The organism is Photobacterium satsumensis (assembly GCF_050336935.1).
GTDB classification, from domain to species: domain Bacteria; phylum Pseudomonadota; class Gammaproteobacteria; order Enterobacterales; family Vibrionaceae; genus Photobacterium; species Photobacterium satsumensis.
Genome location: NZ_JAKJSK010000019.1, coordinates 1 through 19,742 on the forward strand (window position 1 = coordinate 1; position 19,742 = coordinate 19,742).

17 protein-coding genes and 4 tRNA genes are annotated in these 19,742 nt (G+C 51.4%); 1 reads left to right on the plus strand and 20 read right to left on the minus strand.

Annotation, left to right across the window (positions count from 1 at the left end):
* Positions 1-78: 78 nt before the first annotated feature.
* The 10 genes from L4D79_RS26930 to pncC form a co-directional block, all read right to left on the minus strand.
* A tRNA-Ser gene (locus L4D79_RS26930) sits at positions 79-171 on the minus strand.
* A 10-nt stretch (positions 172-181) separates the two neighbouring features.
* Positions 182-258 (minus strand) — tRNA-Arg (locus tag L4D79_RS26935).
* 53 nt (positions 259-311) lie between these two features.
* Positions 312-388, minus strand: a tRNA-Arg gene (locus L4D79_RS26940).
* 31 nt (positions 389-419) lie between these two features.
* A tRNA-Ser gene (locus L4D79_RS26945) sits at positions 420-512 on the minus strand.
* 205 nt (positions 513-717) lie between these two features.
* Positions 718-915, minus strand: coding sequence for a carbon storage regulator CsrA (gene csrA / locus L4D79_RS26950; RefSeq protein ID WP_107349901.1), 198 nt, complete (start codon positions 913-915; stop codon positions 718-720).
* Positions 916-1,000: 85 nt separating this feature from the next.
* The gene (locus L4D79_RS26955; protein WP_428656346.1) at positions 1,001-2,191 is read right to left on the minus strand and encodes an aspartate kinase; all 1,191 of its coding nucleotides are present in this window, start codon (positions 2,189-2,191) and stop codon (positions 1,001-1,003) included.
* Between the two features lie 16 nt (positions 2,192-2,207).
* Entirely contained in the window at positions 2,208-4,832 is a 2,625-nt protein-coding gene (gene alaS, locus L4D79_RS26960) for an alanine--tRNA ligase (protein ID WP_428656348.1), read from the minus strand.
* Positions 4,833-5,100: 268 nt separating this feature from the next.
* The gene (gene recX, locus L4D79_RS26965; protein WP_428656351.1) at positions 5,101-5,562 is read right to left on the minus strand and encodes a recombination regulator RecX; all 462 of its coding nucleotides are present in this window, start codon (positions 5,560-5,562) and stop codon (positions 5,101-5,103) included.
* Between the two features lie 151 nt (positions 5,563-5,713).
* Positions 5,714-6,778, minus strand: coding sequence for a recombinase RecA (gene recA, locus L4D79_RS26970; protein ID WP_428656353.1), 1,065 nt, complete (start codon positions 6,776-6,778; stop codon positions 5,714-5,716).
* Positions 6,779-6,884: 106 nt separating this feature from the next.
* A complete protein-coding gene (gene pncC, locus L4D79_RS26975; protein WP_489685945.1) occupies positions 6,885-7,379 on the minus strand; it encodes a nicotinamide-nucleotide amidase in 495 nt (164 codons plus the stop codon).
* A gap of 260 nt (positions 7,380-7,639) precedes the next feature.
* Here pncC and mutS point away from each other — a divergent pair, with 260 nt between their 5' ends.
* The gene (mutS, locus tag L4D79_RS26980; RefSeq protein ID WP_428656356.1) at positions 7,640-10,225 is read left to right on the plus strand and encodes a DNA mismatch repair protein MutS; all 2,586 of its coding nucleotides are present in this window, start codon (positions 7,640-7,642) and stop codon (positions 10,223-10,225) included.
* A 99-nt stretch (positions 10,226-10,324) separates the two neighbouring features.
* Here the strand turns inward: mutS and rpoS are convergent, their stop codons facing one another.
* The 10 genes from rpoS to pyrG form a co-directional block, all read right to left on the minus strand.
* Entirely contained in the window at positions 10,325-11,317 is a 993-nt protein-coding gene (gene rpoS, locus L4D79_RS26985) for an RNA polymerase sigma factor RpoS (protein WP_428656358.1), read from the minus strand.
* A 56-nt stretch (positions 11,318-11,373) separates the two neighbouring features.
* Complete coding sequence (locus L4D79_RS26990) at positions 11,374-12,333, minus strand: peptidoglycan DD-metalloendopeptidase family protein (RefSeq protein ID WP_428656361.1); 960 nt, start codon at positions 12,331-12,333, stop codon at positions 11,374-11,376.
* A 5-nt stretch (positions 12,334-12,338) separates the two neighbouring features.
* On the minus strand, positions 12,339-12,968 hold the full coding sequence (locus L4D79_RS26995) for a protein-L-isoaspartate(D-aspartate) O-methyltransferase (protein ID WP_428656363.1): 630 nt from the start codon (positions 12,966-12,968) through the stop codon (positions 12,339-12,341).
* Positions 12,969-12,973: 5 nt separating this feature from the next.
* On the minus strand, positions 12,974-13,720 hold the full coding sequence (gene surE / locus L4D79_RS27000; protein ID WP_428656365.1) for a 5'/3'-nucleotidase SurE: 747 nt from the start codon (positions 13,718-13,720) through the stop codon (positions 12,974-12,976).
* Positions 13,701-14,765 carry a tRNA pseudouridine(13) synthase TruD gene (truD, locus tag L4D79_RS27005; RefSeq protein WP_428656367.1) on the minus strand — a complete coding sequence of 355 codons (1,065 nt, stop codon included), beginning with the start codon at positions 14,763-14,765 and terminating at the stop codon, positions 13,701-13,703. Before truD ends, surE begins: the two co-directional genes overlap by 20 nt.
* Positions 14,766-14,828: 63 nt before the next feature.
* The gene (gene ispF, locus L4D79_RS27010) at positions 14,829-15,302 is read right to left on the minus strand and encodes a 2-C-methyl-D-erythritol 2,4-cyclodiphosphate synthase (protein WP_428656516.1); all 474 of its coding nucleotides are present in this window, start codon (positions 15,300-15,302) and stop codon (positions 14,829-14,831) included.
* Positions 15,302-16,000 carry a 2-C-methyl-D-erythritol 4-phosphate cytidylyltransferase gene (ispD, locus tag L4D79_RS27015; protein WP_428656369.1) on the minus strand — a complete coding sequence of 233 codons (699 nt, stop codon included), beginning with the start codon at positions 15,998-16,000 and terminating at the stop codon, positions 15,302-15,304. Before ispD ends, ispF begins: the two co-directional genes overlap by 1 nt.
* 41 nt (positions 16,001-16,041) lie before the next feature.
* Positions 16,042-16,314, minus strand: coding sequence for a cell division protein FtsB (gene ftsB / locus L4D79_RS27020; RefSeq protein ID WP_428656372.1), 273 nt, complete (start codon positions 16,312-16,314; stop codon positions 16,042-16,044).
* Between the two features lie 208 nt (positions 16,315-16,522).
* Complete coding sequence (gene eno / locus L4D79_RS27025) at positions 16,523-17,824, minus strand: phosphopyruvate hydratase (protein WP_428656374.1); 1,302 nt, start codon at positions 17,822-17,824, stop codon at positions 16,523-16,525.
* Between the two features lie 80 nt (positions 17,825-17,904).
* Positions 17,905-19,545, minus strand: a complete 1,641-nt coding sequence (gene pyrG, locus L4D79_RS27030) for a CTP synthase (RefSeq protein ID WP_428656377.1) — start codon at positions 19,543-19,545, stop codon at positions 17,905-17,907.
* Positions 19,546-19,742 lie beyond the last annotated feature (197 nt).

The following is a 19,742-nucleotide window of genomic DNA, read 5'->3' on the forward strand; positions in this document are numbered from 1 at the left end:
CGTAGCCAGGTACTCTATCCAGCTGAGCTACGGACGCGCAGGCATTCTTTATCAAGCAAAACTTGAACAAGAAAAGAATGGCGGTGAAGGAGGGATTCGAACCCTCGATACGGGTATAAGCCGTATACTCCCTTAGCAGGGGAGCGCCTTCAGCCTCTCGGCCACCTCACCACACAAATTATGGCGCGCTCGGGAGGATTCGAACCTCCGACCGCCTGGTTCGTAGCCAGGTACTCTATCCAGCTGAGCTACGAGCGCACACTTAATTCGGTTTTATATAGTACCGCCTCTCGGCAATACGTTGTAAATAATGGCGCGCTCGGGAGGATTCGAACCTCCGACCGCCTGGTTCGTAGCCAGGTACTCTATCCAGCTGAGCTACGAGCGCGCAATGCAAGCCCATTCATTAAAATAAAGAATGGCGGTGAGGGAGGGATTCGAACCCTCGATACGGCTATAAACCGTATACTCCCTTAGCAGGGGAGCGCCTTCAGCCTCTCGGCCACCTCACCGTCTTGCGGGGGCCCATATTACTGCCAGCCGAAAATAAGTCAAACACTTTATCGTGAAAAAATGACATCCACTGCGCGGATGCGCACTTAATAGCCAACACGGCATATTATCGCGCGTAATGGCCCAGTATTTCTTCTAGATTCAAGAATATGGCGCGGCAGGCAATAACAAAAAAGGCCAGCATAAATGCTGGCCTTCTTCGAATTAGTAGTTACCAGAACCCTGGGAACCTGATTCTTTTTCCGCTTGAATACGCATGTAAATTTCTTCGCGGTGTACAGAGACTTCTTTCGGTGCATTTACACCAATTCGAACCTGGTTACCTTTAACGCCAAGAACTGTAACAGTGACTTCATCACCGATCATTAGCGTTTCACCTACGCGTCGTGTCAAAATTAGCATTCGTGTGCTCCTTGAGTAATCTCAGTATTATAAGAGTTAACGTTTATTATCCAACAATATTTACAATTACGTAAATGTTCACTGCTCAAGAAACAGCGAGAAGTGGTCGATTATCCAGACTTTCTGGCTCCACCACAAATCTTTTGTGGATGTGTTCTACGGCTAACTGTAAATGTTGCCCATTGATCAATAATGAAACACAACGAGCAGTACTTTTTTGTTGATATACACCCACCCCTCTTTCTGTCAGCGAGGCAGTCACTTGCGTACTGTCCCCTTCTACCCTTTCCCCGACAAGGGTCAGTATAGCGACAGAGGATTGAGCCAATTCTGTTTTTTCTAGGATAACATTCAGTCGGGCCAATTCATCATCGGCCGCAACAATATAGGTTATAGGATAGGTTGCTTGCTGGCTATCACCATAGCACCAAGCATCTAACCCTAACAAGCCAAGTTGCTGCTCCACTTTCTCAAGCGGTTGTGCAACGCGGTATAATGCCTGCCCGCCTTTAACAGCGACCCCAGCGGCACCATTGGCGGGTACCGTCGAGAAATTAACCAAGGTTCCTTCCCCTTCATCAAATGATGAAAGGACCCTCAATGGAACCTGGTGTTGCTCAGCATATTCAACCGACTGTAATTGTAGCACTTTTGCGCCATGACGTGCCATTGCCGTCATATCATCGAAATGAATTGTCGACAAACGTGCCGCTTCGCTGACCAAACGGGGATCAGTGGTATAGACCCCGTCGACATCGGTGAAGATTTGGCACTCATCTGCCGCCAGTGCGCCAGCAATAGCAACCGCTGTGGTATCAGACCCGCCGCGTCCCAAGGTTGTGATGTTGTTTCGACTATCACGACCCTGGAACCCTGCCACCACAACAATGTGATCGCGTTCGAGCAACTCGGTCACCACCTCGGTCTCTACCTCGGTAATAGTGGCATTATTGAATACAGTATCAGTGCGGATACCTAACTGATCACCAGTCAATGATGTTGCCGGGTACCCCCGCTTGTTGAGGGCCATGGCAAGCAAGGCTATGGTGACCTGCTCGCCGGTTGACAACAATACGTCCAGCTCTCGCTGGGTCGGAACGGCATCTATCTGTTTTGCCAGTCCCAACAAACGGTTGGTCTCGCCCGCCATCGCTGATACGACTACGACAACCTGATGACCACGCTGGCGCGCCTGGATCACACGCTCAGCCACCGCTTCAATACGTTCGATACTCCCGACCGACGTACCACCAAATTTCTGCACCAATAGTGCCACTGCACCTCTCCAACTATTACAGTTTTTCAACCAACCATGGGGTCACTGACTCTAGTGCTGCTGGCAATGCCGCTGCATCAGTACCACCGGCTTGCGCCATGTCCGGACGACCGCCGCCCTTACCGCCAACTTGCTGGGCAACCAGGTTAACCAGCTCGCCCGCTTTGACTTTACTGGTCAAGTCTTTGGTCACACCGGCAATCAGGCCAACTTTATCGCCGCTGACATTACCCAGCACGACAATACCGCTACCTAGCTGGTTCTTCAGCTCATCAACCATACCGCGCAGTGCTTTGTTGTCGGCACCGTCAAGCTTGGTCACCAACACTTTCACGCCGTTGATTTCCTGAGCCTTGTTGATAAGACCGGCACTTTCCTGCGCAGCCAGCTTGTCTTTCAGCTGCTGGATTTCTTTTTCTAGCTGCTTGCTGTGAGCAACCAGTGCGCTAACTTTGGTGGCTACTGACGCGGCGTCAGATTTCACCAAGCTGGCTGTTTCAGTCAACAGCGCTTCCTGATCGTGCAGCGCTGCGATTGCCGCTTCGCCCGTCACCGCTTCGATACGGCGGATACCAGCTGCAATACCCCCTTCAGAAACGATTTTGAACAAACCGATATCACCGGTGTTAGCAGCATGGATACCACCACACAGTTCAACAGAGAAGTCACCCATGCTCAGGACGCGAACTTCATCATCATATTTCTCGCCAAACAACGCCATAGCGCCTTTTTCTTTGGCTGATTCGATGTCCGTCACGTCAGTGTTGATTGCATGGTTGAAACGAATTTGCTCATTCACCACACGTTCGATTTCACGTAACTCTTCCGTCTTCACCGCTTCTAGGTGAGAGAAGTCAAAGCGCAAACCTTCAGGCTTAACCAGTGAACCTTTCTGGGTCACGTGCTCACCAAGCAGGTTACGCAGAGCAGCATGTAGCAGGTGGGTCGCTGAGTGGTTAAGGCTAGTCGCCGCACGGCGTGCTGCATCAACGGTTGCTGTCAGCTTGTCACCCACTTTCAGTGAACCTTCAGCCAGCTTACCGGTGTGGCCGATAGCGTTACCGAACTTTTGGGTATCTGCCACAACGAACTGAACACCTTCAGCGGTCATCGCACCGGTGTCACCACACTGGCCGCCAGATTCGGCGTAGAACGGGGTGTTGTCCAGAACGATCAACGCTTCTTCGCCAGCATTGATCGCATCAACCGCTTCACCTTCACGGTAAAGAGCAACCACGCTTGCCTGACCTTCGGTTGCACCGTAGCCACAGAATTCAGTCTCTGCATCGACTTTGATCGCATCGTTGTAATCAACACCGAACTGGCCTGCATCACGTGCACGCTGACGCTGCGCTTCCATCGCATTGTTGAAGCCTTCTTCATCAATAGAGAAGCCACGCTCACGCGCCACGTCATTGGTCAGATCAGCAGGGAAACCGTAGGTATCGTACAGCTTGAACACCGTCTCGCCGTCAAGCACTTTGCCATCAAGGTTATCCAGCGCTTCAGCCAGAATCGTCATACCGCGGTCCAGTGTACGACCGAAGTTATCTTCTTCGATCTTCAATACTTTCTCGACCATTTCCAGCTGCTTCTTCAGCTCTTCACCGGCGGTGCCCATGATTTCAGCTAGCGGGGCTGCCAGCTTGTAGAAGAAGGCTCCCTTAGCACCTAGCTTGTTACCATGGCGAACCGCACGACGGATGATACGACGCAGAACGTAACCACGGCCTTCGTTTGACGGCATCACACCATCGGCGATCAAGAATGCACAAGAGCGGATGTGGTCAGCAACAACACGTAGTGACTGGTTACCCAGATCGTCGTGGCCAATCACTGCAGCCGATTCTTTGATCAGCGTCTTGAAGATGTCGATTTCGTAGTTGGAGTGCACACCCTGCATGATGGCAGAGATACGCTCGATACCCATTCCGGTATCTACCGACGGCTTAGGTAGTGGATCCATGGTGCCGTCAGCCTGACGGTTGAACTGCATGAATACGTTGTTCCAGATCTCGATGAAGCGGTCACCATCTTCTTCAGGTGTACCCGGGCGGCCACCCCAGATGTGATCACCGTGATCGTAGAAAATTTCAGTACAAGGACCACAAGGACCGGTATCGCCCATCTGCCAGAAGTTGTCTGACTCGAATGGCTTACCACCTTTCTTGTCACCGATACGCACGATGCGATCAGCCGGTACGCCGACTTCTTTGTTCCAGATGTCGAATGCTTCGTCATCGGTCTCGTAAATTGTCACCAACAAGCGGTCTTCTGGCAGCTTAAGTGTCACTGTCAGGAATTCCCAAGCAAACTTAATCGCATCTTGCTTGAAGTAATCACCGAAGCTGAAGTTACCCAGCATCTCGAAGAACGTGTGGTGGCGAGCCGTAAAGCCAACATTTTCCAGGTCGTTGTGCTTACCACCGGCACGGACACAGCGCTGAGCGGTTGTTGCTCGAGTGTAGTTGCGCTTTTCCAGACCAAGGAATGTATCTTTGAACTGGTTCATACCCGCGTTGGTGAACAACAGCGTAGGGTCATTGGCAGGCACAAGAGATGAACTCTCAACTATCTGGTGGCCTTTACTCTCAAAAAACGCAAGAAACGCACGGCGAATCTCATCAGTGCTCATGTACATTGGCAAATCCTGAATAATGCTTTTATGTAAACTGAATGGTCGAATTTAACTGTCTTCTCACCTGCCCTGAGTTCCACCATGCCCTCGGCAGGACAATTTGGGCAGGCAGTGATGAGACTAAAATAAATTCTTTGGCGGTTATTGTAAAACAACGGTAGCCAATACGGGAAATGTTATGTTCAGAAATAAGGCAATTTATCCCCGCCATACGCATAACAGGGGGAATATGGGAGTTTTTAGTGGTACTTAAGGTGAGAGAAGCGCCGGTTCAGTATTCATCGTCGACATCAAGGGCATATTTGATCTGCTCGAAATCAAACCCTCGGTACTGCATAAAGCGTAGCCGCTTGGCTTTTTCCTTTTCAGTCTCCATCGGGCTATCCCCGAATTTTTTCAGGGCAACCTCACGGGCATGCTCATACCAATCGAACTCATCGTCTTCGAACAACTGGCGGACAATCTCCTCATGTATCCCCTTATGATCCATCTCCTGGCGGATCCGCAATAACCCCCAGCCCTTGGCTATACCATTAGTTAACAATCGCTCGGCAAAACGGGCATCATCCAGCCAGTTATAGTCTTGGCACAGGGCAACAGCCTCATCAACTTCGGCCGGCTCATAACCACGCGCCAGCAATTTTTGCTGCAACTCCTGCTCGGCATGGTCGCGGCGCGACAAATACCTGACCGCAGATTGCTTGGCACTTTGGGCCGGTTTCTTTGCTTTCATCACCCTGTCTCTCTAATCTCAAGCTAGGTAAATATTTGATCCGTCTTACCGGTCAACGGCTTATCCAGATTGGCATAAAACAAAAACGGGCGTGGTAATCATACCCGCCCGCTCTTCTATTCTGTCAGCCAGCCTTATCGGCTAAGCATGATTAGAATGCCTGATCTTCGGCATCTTCTTCAGCCTGAGCTTCCGCTGCCGCTTCTTCCAGTACCGCTGGTGCTAGCAGTAGATCACGCAGTTTCTTTTCAAGCTCTTCGGCAATATGGCGGTTTTCCTCGATGTACTTACACGCATTTGCCTTACCCTGGCCGATCTTGTCGCCCTGGTAGCTGTACCATGCACCCGCTTTCTCAACCATCTTGTTCTTCACGCCGAGGTCGATCAGCTCGCCATAGCGGTTGAAGCCTTTACCGTAAAGGATCTGGGTTTCAGCTTGCTTGAACGGTGCCGCAATCTTGTTTTTCACAACCTTGATACGGGTTTCGTTACCGACAACTTCATCACCCTCTTTGACTGCGCCGGTACGACGGATATCAAGACGAACAGACGCGTAGAACTTCAGCGCGTTACCACCTGTTGTCGTTTCTGGGTTACCGAACATCACACCGATCTTCATACGGATCTGGTTGATGAAAATACACATGCAGTTCGACTGCTTCAGGTTACCGGTGATTTTACGCATCGCCTGAGACAGCATACGTGCCTGTAGACCCATGTGTGAATCACCCATCTCACCTTCAATTTCAGCTTTCGGCGTTAGGGCGGCAACGGAGTCGACAACCAGAATATCAACCGCGCCAGAACGTGCTAGGGCATCAGCGATTTCCAGCGCCTGCTCACCGGTATCTGGCTGGGAAACCAGTAGCTGGTCGATATCGACACCCAGCTTCTGCGCGTAGATTGGGTCAAGCGCGTGCTCAGCATCGATGAAGGCACAGGTTTTGCCTTGACGCTGGGCAGCAGCGATAACTTCTAGTGTTAGCGTGGTTTTACCAGAAGACTCAGGACCGTAGATTTCAACGATACGGCCCATTGGCAGACCACCAGCACCCAAGGCGATATCTAGAGACAGAGAACCGGTAGACACGGTTTCGACATCCATGGTGCGGTTGTCGCCCAACTTCATGATCGAGCCTTTACCGAATTGCTTTTCAATTTGACCTAACGCGGCGGCGAGTGCCTTCTGCTTGTTGTCGTCCATTAGACTCTCCAAGGGATGCTTAATTAATGCTTAAACTAAGTACTGATATTGATGATTAGTATACTGTCTATTCATACAGTGTCTAGCACTGGATGAATTTTTTTTCGCCAAATTGATCTCAGCTCATGAACGCCTCAGGATTGTCCATCAACGCAATCAATCCAGATAGCGCTTTTTCAACGGCTTGCTGGCGTACCGCTTGGCGATCACCGTCAAAAAGACAGGTTTCCACCTTCAGCTTGCCCGTTAGGTCGGCCCAGCCAAAACACACCGTTCCGACCGGTTTCTCTTCGCTGCCGCCACCAGGACCAGCAATACCGCTGATGGCCACGGCGATGTCGCCATGCGAATGGGCCAGTGCCCCCGTTGCCATTTCAGCGACGACCTGCTCACTCACCGCACCGAACCGGTCCAATGTTTCTGCGCTGACACCGAGCATCTCCTGCTTTGCCTCATTACTGTAGGTCACAAATGCCCGGTCAAACCATGCCGAACTGCCGGCAATATCCGTGATAGCAGTAGATACCCCTCCCCCGGTGCAGGACTCCGCAGTTACTGCTACCCAGTTGCGCTGGGCCAGAGTTTGTCCAACCTGTTGTGCTAATGCCATCATTGCTCCCTCGTTTATACAGCCAGATTCATGCAACTTGGATGATCCGTGTTGTTCAATGCGTTGCTAACCATACATTGCGTACACATTACTTGGCTCACCACCCACGGGCAAGCCCCTTGCCTTCAGCAAATTTTGCCGTAGGAAAAATACACTATCTCCCCTTTGCCGAGAGGTCGGGATCACGTATCCTAAGCGACCAGAAACTTCCCCCGGATAGAGCAGGGTCCCTAGCCCTCCGGCACAATGTAGCAGGCAACAACGTGACAATAAAAGGCATAGAAAAACATACACCTATGATGCAGCAATTTTTACGGATCAAAGCAGAGAATCCGGAGGTATTGCTGTTTTATCGGATGGGTGATTTCTACGAACTATTTTTTGATGACGCAAAGCAGGCTTCGCAACTGCTGGATATCTCGCTGACCAAGCGTGGCTCTTCCAATGGCCAGCCGATCCCAATGGCCGGTGTGCCCTACCATGCTATTGAGGGTTACCTTGCCAAACTGGTTCAACAAGGTGTCTCCGCCGCTATCTGTGAGCAAATTGGCGATCCTGCTACCAGCAAAGGGCCGGTCGAGCGCCAGGTAGTAAGAATTATCACGCCGGGTACCGTCAGTGACGAAGCGCTGCTCAGCGAGCGCCAAGACAACCTAATTGCCGCCATTTACCACGAAGGTAGCAAGTTCGGTTACGCCACGCTGGATATTACCTCGGGTCGCTTTATGCTTGCCGAGCCAGAGACCGAAGAAGCCATGCAGGCCGAGTTGCAACGTACCAGCCCTGCTGAATTGCTGTACCCAGAAGATTTTGATCTGCCTGGCTTATTCCATGGTTTGAAAGGTGCCCGTCGCCGTCCGGTCTGGGAGTTTGATCTCGAGACTGCGCGCCAGCAACTGACCATGCAGTTTGGCACCCGTGATCTGGTTGGCTTCGGGGTCAAACAGGCCGAGCACGGCCTGTGTGCTGCGGGCTGCCTGATGCAATATGTCAAAGATACTCAGCGTACTGCCCTGCCGCATATCCGGGCGATCACCCTGGATACCAAAGATCACTCGGTGATCCTGGATGCCGCCACCCGCCGTAACCTCGAACTGACCCAAAACTTGGCTGGCGGTTTCGACAACACCTTGGCTTCGGTCCTTGACCAAACCGCAACCCCAATGGGCAGCCGCTTGCTCAAGCGCTGGTTGCACCAACCGATCCGTGACCGCCAGCAGCTTAACGGCCGCCTTGATGCCATTACCGCCTTCAAGGACACCGGACTGTTTTTGGATCTCGCCGGCGTATTGCGCCACATGGGCGATCTGGAACGTATCCTTGCCCGTCTTGCCCTGCGCTCTGCCCGCCCGCGCGATCTCGCTCGGATGCGGACTGCACTGCAGCACCTGCCGGAACTGGCTGAACTGCTTGGCGAAATTAACCAGACCCGTATTGGTGAATTGGCTGGCCTTGCCGCTCCGATGGACGATCTGTGTGAACTGCTTGAGCGTGCCATTATCGAAAACCCACCGGTGGTGATCCGTGACGGTGGGGTACTGGCACCGGGCTACAATGCCGAACTGGACGAGTGGCGTGATCTGGCCGATGGCGCCACCAAGTTCCTTGAAGAGATGGAAGCCAACGAGCGAGAGCGCCATGACATCGATAGCCTGAAAGTGGGCTTCAACAATGTTCACGGCTTCTATATCCAAGTCAGCCGAGGGCAGAGCCACCTGGTACCGAGTCACTATGTGCGCCGCCAGACACTGAAAAATGCCGAGCGCTACATCATTCCTGAACTCAAAGAGCACGAAGACAAAGTCCTCAACTCGAAATCAAAAGCGCTGGCACTAGAGAAAAAGCTATGGGAAGAGCTATTTGATCTGCTGCTACCGCATCTCGAGCAGCTACAAAATACCGCCAATGCCCTGTCGGAGTTGGATGTTCTTGCCAATTTGGCCGAGCGTGCCGATACCCTGAACTACTGCCGTCCGGAGCTTACGGAAACTACCGGGATCGACGTCACCGCCGGTCGCCACCCGGTGGTCGAGCAAGTACTAAGCGAACCGTTTATCGCCAATCCGATCTCACTCCACCATGATCGCCGGATGTTGATCATCACCGGTCCGAACATGGGTGGTAAATCGACCTACATGCGCCAGACTGCACTGATTGCCCTGCTTGCCCATGTCGGCTCATTCGTGCCAGCCGAAGCCGTTAAGATCGGTCCGCTAGATCGGATCTTTACCCGTATCGGTGCCTCCGATGATCTAGCTTCGGGACGCTCGACCTTTATGGTAGAAATGACCGAAACCGCTAATATCCTGCATAATGCTACGCAGAACAGCTTGGTATTGATGGATGAGATAGGTCGCGGTACCAGTACCTATGATGGCCTATCACTGGCATGGGCCAGTGCCGAATGGCTGGCCGATAAAATATCGGCCATGACGTTGTTCGCCACCCACTATTTTGAACTGACCGAGTTGCCTTCGTTGATGAATGGCTTGGCCAATGTCCACCTCGATGCCGTTGAGCACGGCGATGAAATCGCCTTTATGCACGCGGTACAGGAAGGGGCTGCCAGCAAGTCTTACGGCTTGGCCGTTGCTAGCCTGGCTGGTGTACCGAAGTCAGTGATCAAACGTGCCAAGTTCAAGCTTCAGCAACTGGAAGCCAGTGGCCACCAGCAAGCAGTGGCACCTGGTAGCCAGGCGCCTGGCAGCCAAACCCCAGTGGTTGAGCAACAGCTGAGCCTACTGCCGGAGCCAAGCGAAGTCGAAGAAGCATTGGCACGCATCAACCCCGATGAAATGACACCTCGTCAAGCTCTGGATGAGTTGTACCGCCTGAAAGCCCTGATGTAACTGGGCTATTAGTGATTTAGAGCAAGAAAAAACAAAAGGGATGCCATCTGGCATCCCTTTTTGATTTGAACCGGAAAAGGTAGGGTTAAAGTGTACCGGTTACAGTTGCTCCTGGTTGAACAGCGACTCAATGCTTAGCCCTTGATGGGTCAGCATGTCACGCAAGCGACGTAAGCCTTCAACCTGAATTTGACGGACTCTTTCGCGGGTCAGTCCAATCTCACGGCCAACATCTTCCAATGTCGAAGCCTCATAACCAAGCAAGCCAAAACGGCGTGCCAGCACTTCGCGCTGCTTAGGGTTAAGTTCCTGTAGCCAATGGACGATGGAGGTTTTGATGTCGTCATCTTGAGTTGATGTTTCAGGGCCACCGCTCTTTTCATCCGGAATGATATCAAGCAGGGCTTTTTCGGAATCGCCACCGATTGGATTATCTACCGAGCCCACACGCTCATTGAGGCGTAGCATCCGGTTGACGTCATCGACCGATTTATCCAGTTTAAACGCAATATCTTCCGCCGTTGGCTCGTGATCCAGCTTCTGTGCCAACTCACGGGCAGTACGGAGGTAAACATTCAGCTCTTTGACGACATGAATTGGCAGACGGATAGTACGAGTCTGGTTCATGATTGCCCGTTCAATGGTCTGACGGATCCACCATGTTGCGTAGGTAGAAAAGCGGAAGCCGCGCTCCGGATCGAACTTCTCAACCGCACGGATCAAACCGAGGTTGCCTTCTTCGACTAAGTCGAGCAAGGCCAAGCCCCGGTTACTGTAACGGCGAGAGATTTTAACCACCAGACGGAGGTTACTTTCAATCATGCGCTTGCGGGCAACTTCATCCCCCCGAAGAGCACGGCGGGCATAGAGGACTTCTTCCTCTGCGGTTAGTAGGGGTGAAAAACCAATTTCACCGAGGTAGAGTTGGGTCGCATCGAGGGCTTTCTGCGTAGCCCCATATTGCGACATATCGACATCATCGTCACTAGCACTAACATCTTCGGCTTTGGTCTCAACGGTTGCGGATTCAGCCTCCGCTTCTTCGTCGAATTCAAAGTCTTCAATATCTGCAGCAGTATTGCTTCCACTCATAGCGCCTCCCAGATGGCGAGTTAGCAAGACATTACAACTTTACTATGCCATGTTGTCTATTTTGGTAAATACCGCATTGGATCAACGGACTTACCTTTGTAACGGATCTCAAAATGCAGCTTCACAGTACTTGTGCCAGAGCTTCCCATAGAAGCAATTTTTTGGCCAACCGATACCTTTTGCTGCTCCTTGACATAAACTTGGTCGTTATGGGCATAGGCACTGAGATAATCATCATTATGTTTGATAATCACCAAGTTGCCATATCCCCGAAGCGCGTTACCAGCATAAACCACCACCCCATTAGCAGACGCATTGACAGATTGCCCACGCTGCCCAGCGATGTCGATCCCTTTGTTTCCATTCTCCGAATTGGAGAACTTGGCAATCACACGCCCCTTCGACGGCCAAGACCATTTAGCCACTTTGGTGTTGCTAGGTTGCGGCTTAGATGTAACAACTTTGTTACTTTTGGTTTTTTGAGAGTACTCTTTTGTGGGAGCCGGATCAACATTTTTATTGGCGACTTTTTGCTCGTTTTGCGTCTTGCTTGCAGCAGATTGAACCGGTTTCTGGGTGGCCGGTTGCGTCACAGGCTGCGTCTTAGCCGCAGGTTTTGATTGAGCCGGTTTTGAGCTTTTTGTTTTTGTTGAAGTTTTAGCAGCAGGTGTGGCAGCAACAGCAACCGGAGCAGCCTGACCGTATTTGGGGGCTACGTATTTTGGCCGCCACAATTGCAACTTTTGACCGGGGAAAATGGTATAAGGCTTCGACAATTTATTACTTGTAATAATATCGTCAACATCCCGTCCGGTGATATAAGAAATGAAATACAGCGTATCGCCTTTCTGAACTTGGTAATAGCTACCGCGGTAGCTACCACGCTCGAGGCTTTCGTAATCCTTACCAAGGCTCATCACCGGCGCTGGGCTATGATTGCTACAGCCAGACAACATCAGGCCGGCAGCGATCACTGCCAGCTTCCACGTCCTTGCTGAAGACAACACCCTTATCATATGACCTACGCCAACTCCCCGGCGACAAGTGGGACAAAGCGTACCGCTTCAATATCGCGGTATGCAAAACGCTCTCCCTCGCGAACAATCACTTTCAATACCTGCGAATGTTCACCGACAGGGATCACCAAACGGCCCCCATTAGCCAACTGACCAAGCAACTCTACTGGAATTTCAGCGGCCGCCGCCGTCACAATAATGGCATCGAACGGGCCTTTTCCAGCCCAGCCTAGCCAACCATCACTGTGCTTGGTCGAGACATTATGTAACTCAAGCTGTTTCAGGCGTCGTTTGGCCTGCCATTGTAATGCTTTGATCCGCTCAACCGAAAAAACATGGTTAACCAAGTGTGCCAGCACCGCCGTTTGATACCCCGAGCCAGTGCCGATCTCAAGGACTCTCGAGTCAGCAGACAGGGCCATCAGCTCTGTCATCTTAGCGACAATGTACGGCTGCGAGATGGTTTGCCCACAACCGATAGGCAGCGCATTATTTTCATAAGCTTTGTGTGACAGGGCTTCATCGATAAACCGCTCCCGCGGGACAGACGCCATCGCCTGGAGCACCTTATCATCAGAGATCCCCTGCTGATGTAAATAGTTCAGCAAAAGCGTCCGCTCGTCCACATTGCGCATTACGACTATTTCTCCTGTTGCTCAACCCACTCACTGATCCCTGCCAGCGCATCATGCGCGGTGAGATCGACCTGCAGTGGGGTAATCGATACACATTGCTGCTCAATGGCATAAAAATCCGTTCCCGGCCCAGCATCCTGACAAGGCCCCGGAGGCCCCAGCCAGTAAAGCTCTTTGCCGCGAGGATCCGTATCCTTAACCATATTCTCGGCACGGTGGCGGGCACCAAGACGGGTCACCTTCCAGCTTCCCAATTGGGAATAAGCGACATCCGGCACATTGATATTCAATATTTTATTGCTTGGCAGTGGCTGTGACTGTGCTTTTAGCAGCAGCTCTTTGACAACCTGTGCCGCCGTCTCAAAATGCTGATGCCCCACCAGCGAGACAGCAACCGCCGGCACGCCGAGGAAGTGGCCTTCGGTCGCCGCCGCAACCGTCCCCGAGTACAGCACGTCATCACCCAGGTTGGCACCATGGTTGATACCCGCAACAACAACATCTGGGCGTTCTTCCAGCCATTCATTGAGCGCGAAATGGACACAGTCTGTTGGCGTTCCTTCTACCGAGATCCGTCGCTCACCTTCGTGGCGGATCCGCAGCGGGTTGTCCAACGTCAGTGAATTGGACGCCCCAGAACGGTTACGATCCGGAGCAATGACCGTCACCTCGCCGATGTCGCTCAGTACCCTTGCCAAGGTATTGATCCCCTCGGCAAAGATCCCATCATCATTACTGATCAGAATTCGCATCGTGTCCTTCCTGTTGTTTCTGCTCAACCATGAGCTCACGAACGACCGCGGTGGCAAAGCTGCCTGCCGGTAGCGCAAAAGAAACGGTCACGGTATCGCCCTCTTGCTGCCATGTCATTTGCTGTGGTTTTAGCAGCAGTGGACGACGCTCATGGCGCATCCGGTTATCACGGATCAGCTTAAGCAGTAAAGGTTCCTGCTCGACGATGGCCATTTCAAAGGCTTCTGCCTGTGCACTGGTTGGCAGGGCATTGTCACCCATCATCGGGGCGGTAATGCTTGCTGTGCCATTGTCCACCGTCTGCTGACACTGCTCGAGATCGGATTCTACCAAGCGACCGCGATCGTCACCCTCGACTTGCAACAGATCACCGGCGATCACCGTATGAACCGTTTGCTGATCGATACGCTCTGAAAGCACCATATTGAACAACCACGAGCGTGCCGCCGAAAGATAGAAGCTACGCTTGCTCTTGTCACGGACGCGGAATTCGTCATTACCCCAGGCACGGGCCTTGGTGACGTTGTTACCGCTGTGGCCAAAACGCTGCTCGCCGAAGTAGTTCGGCACACCAAGCTGATTAACCTGCTCCAAACGCGCTATCACGTCGTCGGCCAGATCCAGATCACGCAGGGTCAACTGGAACCAGTTACCCGCCAGATCGCCAGGGCGCAGCTTTTTATCATGACGTGCGGTTTCGAGCACTTCGACTCCCGGGTGCTCGGCAACGAATTGTGCCAAGTCCGGATCCGGTTTGCCCGGCAAGTGCACACTGAGCCACTGCTCTGTCACCGCATGGCGATCCTTCAAGCCCGCCCAGCTCACGTCACGCGATTTCACATCGCAGGCTTTGGCCAGTTCATTGACCACATATTTGGTGTTTTCTCCGGTTTTGCGGATCTTCACCATAAAATGCTCGCCCACTCCGGCAAACTCGAAGCCAAGGTTTTCCTTTACAACAAAATCTTCAGGTTCAACCTTAATGCGGCCCTGACAGCTAGGCTTTCCATACAACCAGCTGAAGTTGTCCATTACCGTAGACATAATTACACCATTCTTTAGCAGCACCGAGATGCCAGAAGACAGGGCCACACAGCCCTGCCCGATTTATTCTTTATTGATCAGCACGACCGCTTCACAGGCAATGCCTTCTTTGCGTCCGGTAAAACCCAGACGCTCCGAGGTGGTCGCTTTCACATTGATGTTCTCAACGTCAGTTTCCAAATCCTCGGCAATAGCTTGGCACATCGCATCAATATGCGGGGCCATTTTCGGTGCCTGGGCAATGATGGTGACATCAAGATTCCCCAAGCGATAACCTTTTGTTTTTACTTTGCGGTATACATCGCGCAGCAGCATGCGGCTGTCAGCCCCTTCCCACTCCGCGTCGGTATCCGGAAAATGGCGGCCAATATCGCCAGCACCAATGGCACCCAGCAAGGCATCGCATACCGCATGTAGAGCCACGTCACCATCGGAATGGGCAATCAGCCCCTGCTCATAAGGAATCGCAACGCCACCAATAATAACCGGCCCTTCGCCACCAAATTTATGCACGTCAAAGCCGTGTCCAATACGCATCATTGCTCATCCTTCAATAAGTGTTGTAGGTAAAATTCCGCGATTACGAGATCTTCAGGTTGGGTAACCTTCAAGTTGTCGGCACGCCCGGTGACCAATTTAGGCGCCATGCCACAATGCTCCAGCGCTGAGGCCTCATCAGTGACCATCGCGCCGTCGGCCAACGCCTTTTCCAGCGCTTGCTTCAACTGACCGGCACGGAACATCTGCGGCGTCAGGGCATGCCAGAGATCGCTACGCTCAACCGTTACCGCTATCTCTTTCTGGCCATTGCCGCGCTTCATGGTATCGCGAACTGGCGCCGCTAGGATGGCTCCGTATTCGCTCGCCTGTGCCTCAATGATCAGTCGGTCCAAATCCTGCTGACGCAAGCAAGGACGGGCTGCATCGTGGACCAACACCCAAGCATCAGGATCATCAATGGCGGCCAAGCCGGAGAATACGGAATCGGCCCGCTCAGCACCACCATCAACCCGAGTAACCTGCGGGTGATCCGCCAACGGCAAGGTCGAGAAATACGGGTCATGCTCGCTGATTGCAACCACTACCCGTTCAACCTTCGGGTGTTGAAGCAAACGATCGATTGTATGTTCAAGGATAGTCTTGCCAGCAATGTGCAAGTACTGTTTAGGCCGGTCAGCCGCCATTCGGCTACCGACACCAGCAGCCGGTACGACTGCGATCAATTTTTCATTCATGCATATTCAAAGCTGGCTCACGCCAGGCAAGTCTCTGGGGTTCAGTCGCTGACAATACGGAAAAAGGTTTCATCCGTTCCAATCATTCCCAGCTCGTTGCGGGCGCGTTCTTCTACTGCTTCCTGACCACGGTGCAAGTCATTAATTTCGAAATACATCTGCTGGTTCCGTTGAACCAGCTCGGCATTGGCCTGTTGTTGCACCGCCACATTATCGCGCACCGCAACGTAGTCGACCATGCCGTTCTTGCCGAGCCAGAAGTCATACTGTAACCAGCTGAGGATGGCCAACAGCAGGAGGTTTAACAATCGCATTGCGCCCTCTTGGCAATGGTATAAGAAATTAAGCTAATCATAACAGATTGAAACACAAAGACGTGTCAAGCTGCTGGTAATAATCCCATAACTTGCAGTTTGACACTAGGGGCTGTTGGCTCCCTGTCGACTATTCGCCCATAAAAAAACCGCCCTTAGAGGGCGGTTTTTAGTATCAGCTCGGGTCACCCCGATGCGCAGCTTTTAATTAAGCTTGGCCTTTAACTTCTTTAAGACCGTTGTAAGGTGCTTTCTCACCTAGCGCTTCTTCGATACGGATTAGCTGGTTGTATTTAGCAACACGGTCAGAACGGCTCATAGAACCCGTTTTGATCTGGCCTGCAGCAGTACCTACCGCTAGGTCAGCGATAGTTGCATCTTCAGTTTCACCTGAACGGTGAGAGATAACTGCAGTGTAACCAGCGTCTTTAGCCATCTTGATTGCAGCTAGAGTCTCAGTTAGAGAACCGATCTGGTTGAACTTGATAAGGATAGAGTTAGCAACGCCTTTCTCGATACCTTCTGCAAGGATCTTCGTGTTTGTAACGAATAGATCGTCACCAACTAGCTGAAGCTTGTCGCCCATTAGTTCAGTCTGGTGCTTGAAGCCAGCCCAATCAGACTCGTCAAGACCATCTTCGATAGAAACGATTGGGTACTGGTTAGCAAGATCTTGTAGGTAGAAGTTAAACTCTTCAGAAGTGAAGATTTTGCCTTCGCCTTTCATGTTGTAGTTGCCAGCTTCTTTGTCGTAGAACTCAGATGCAGCACAGTCCATAGCAAGAGTAACGTCTTTGCCTAGTACGTAGCCTGCAGCTTCAACAGCTTCTTTGATTGCAGCAAGTGCAGCAGCGTTTGACTCTAGGTTAGGAGCGAAACCACCTTCGTCACCAACAGCAGTGCTTAGGCCTTTCGCCTTAAGTACTTTAGCTAGGTTGTGGAATACTTCAGCACCGATGCGTAGACCTTCTTTAAGAGTTTTCGCGCCAACTGGCTGGATCATGAACTCTTGGATGTCAACGTTGTTATCAGCGTGCTCACCACCGTTGATGATGTTCATCATTGGTAGAGGCATAGAGAACTGACCTGCAGTACCGTTTAGCTCTGCGATGTGCTCGTATAGAGGCATGCCTTTAGCCGCTGCAGCAGCTTTAGCGTTAGCTAGAGATACAGCTAGGATTGCGTTTGCACCGAAGTTAGACTTGTTTTCAGTACCGTCTAGGTCAAGCATGATCTGGTCGATGTCAGCTTGAGATTTAGCGTCTTTACCTACAAGAGCTTCCGCGATTGGGCCGTTCACAGCTTCAACAGCTTTAAGAACACCTTTACCTAGGAAACGAGACTTGTCACCGTCGCGTAGCTCAAGAGCTTCACGAGAACCAGTTGATGCACCAGATGGTGCAGCAGCCATACCTACGAAACCGCCTTCTAGGTGAACTTCAGCTTCTACAGTTGGGTTACCACGTGAATCAATGATTTCACGACCTAGAACTTTAACGATCTTAGACATTGTGTTTCCTCTTGCTTTATCTTGAAATTAAAAGCTAAAAAAATAGCTGCAGCCATCACTGCTGCAGCTATCCGTAATCCTTACTTGTTAAGATCACCACGCTGGTTGGCGCCAGCAGCCTTCACGAATCCTTCAAATAGAGGGTGACCATCGCGAGGTGTCGAGGTGAACTCTGGGTGGAACTGAGCAGCCACAAACCATGGGTGGTTAGGGATCTCGATGATTTCCACCAACTTCTTGTCTGATGACAGACCTGAAATCTTCAGACCTGCTTTCTCTAGACGAGGAAGTAGGTTGTTGTTTACTTCATAGCGGTGACGGTGACGCTCATGTACTGTTGGGTTACCGTATAGCTCACGCGCTTTAGAACCATCAGCCAAGTGACATAGCTGAGAACCCAGACGCATTGTACCGCCCAGATCCGATTTTTCTGTACGCTCTTCAACGTTACCTTCGCCGTCAACCCACTCGGTGATCAAACCAACCACTGGGTGCTTAGACTGGGCGTCGAACTCTGTAGAGTGTGCGCCTTCAAGACCGGCCACATTACGGGCAAACTCAATCAGGGCAACTTGCATACCTAGGCAGATGCCAAGGTAAGGAATTTTGTTTTCACGGGCGTATTGTGCAGTTTGGATTTTACCTTCTACACCACGGCCGCCGAAGCCACCAGGAACCAAGATAGCGTCAAGGCCTTCCAGTACTTCTGTACCTTTAGACTCAACATCCTGAGAATCAACGTACTTGATCTTCACTGACAGGCGGTTCTTAAGACCGGCATGCTTCAGTGCTTCATTCACTGACTTGTACGCATCTGGTAGTTCGATGTACTTACCCACCATACCGATAGTCACTTCAGCTGTCGGGTTAGCTTCTTCGTAGATCACTTGCTCCCACTCAGTCAGGTTCGCTTCTGGCGCTGTAATGCCAAAGCGCTGACATACAAGATCATCAAGACCTTGAGCTTTAATAAGCTGCGGGATTTTGTAGATAGAATCTACGTCTTTCATTGAAATAACCGCTTTTTCCTGCACATTACAGAACAGCGCGATTTTCGCACGCTCGTTAGCAGGGATGTTACGGTCAGAACGACATACTAGGATGTCAGGCTGGATACCGATAGAAAGCAGTTCTTTCACTGAGTGCTGAGTTGGCTTGGTTTTCACTTCGCCAGCTGCTGCCAAGTATGGAACAAGCGTCAGGTGCATGAACATTGCGCGTTCACGGCCAAGCTCAACCGCTAGCTGACGGATTGCTTCCATAAATGGTAGAGATTCGATATCACCTACTGTGCCGCCGACTTCGACGATAGCTACGTCGTGGCCTTCAGCACCAGCAATAACACGTTCTTTGATCGCATTGGTGATGTGTGGGATAACCTGAATCGTTGCACCTAGGTAGTCACCACGACGCTCTTTACGCAATACATCGGCGTAAACACGTCCCGCAGTGAAGTTGTTGCGCTTGGTCATCTTGGTACGGATGAAACGCTCATAGTGGCCTAGGTCAAGGTCAGTCTCTGCACCGTCTTCCGTTACGAATACTTCACCATGCTGAATTGGGCTCATTGTGCCTGGGTCAACGTTGATGTAAGGGTCTAGCTTCATCATAGTCACGTTTAGACCACGTGCTTCTAGAATAGCCGCCAGCGATGCTGCAGCAATACCTTTACCTAGTGAGGATACGACCCCGCCCGTAACAAAAATGTAATTCGTCGTCATGTTTTACCTGGAAGATTGGTATAGAGGATATAAAATGTATCTGGACGGGAAATTAGTATACCAGACACACTTTATTGCCACAACGTGAAAACTATCACAGCACGTTTGGTTTTTTTTTGTCTCAAATCAATTCTACTAAACTAGATGACTATAGATTGAGCATTCACTCGCGCGACTGCCACTATCTCCCCCACCTC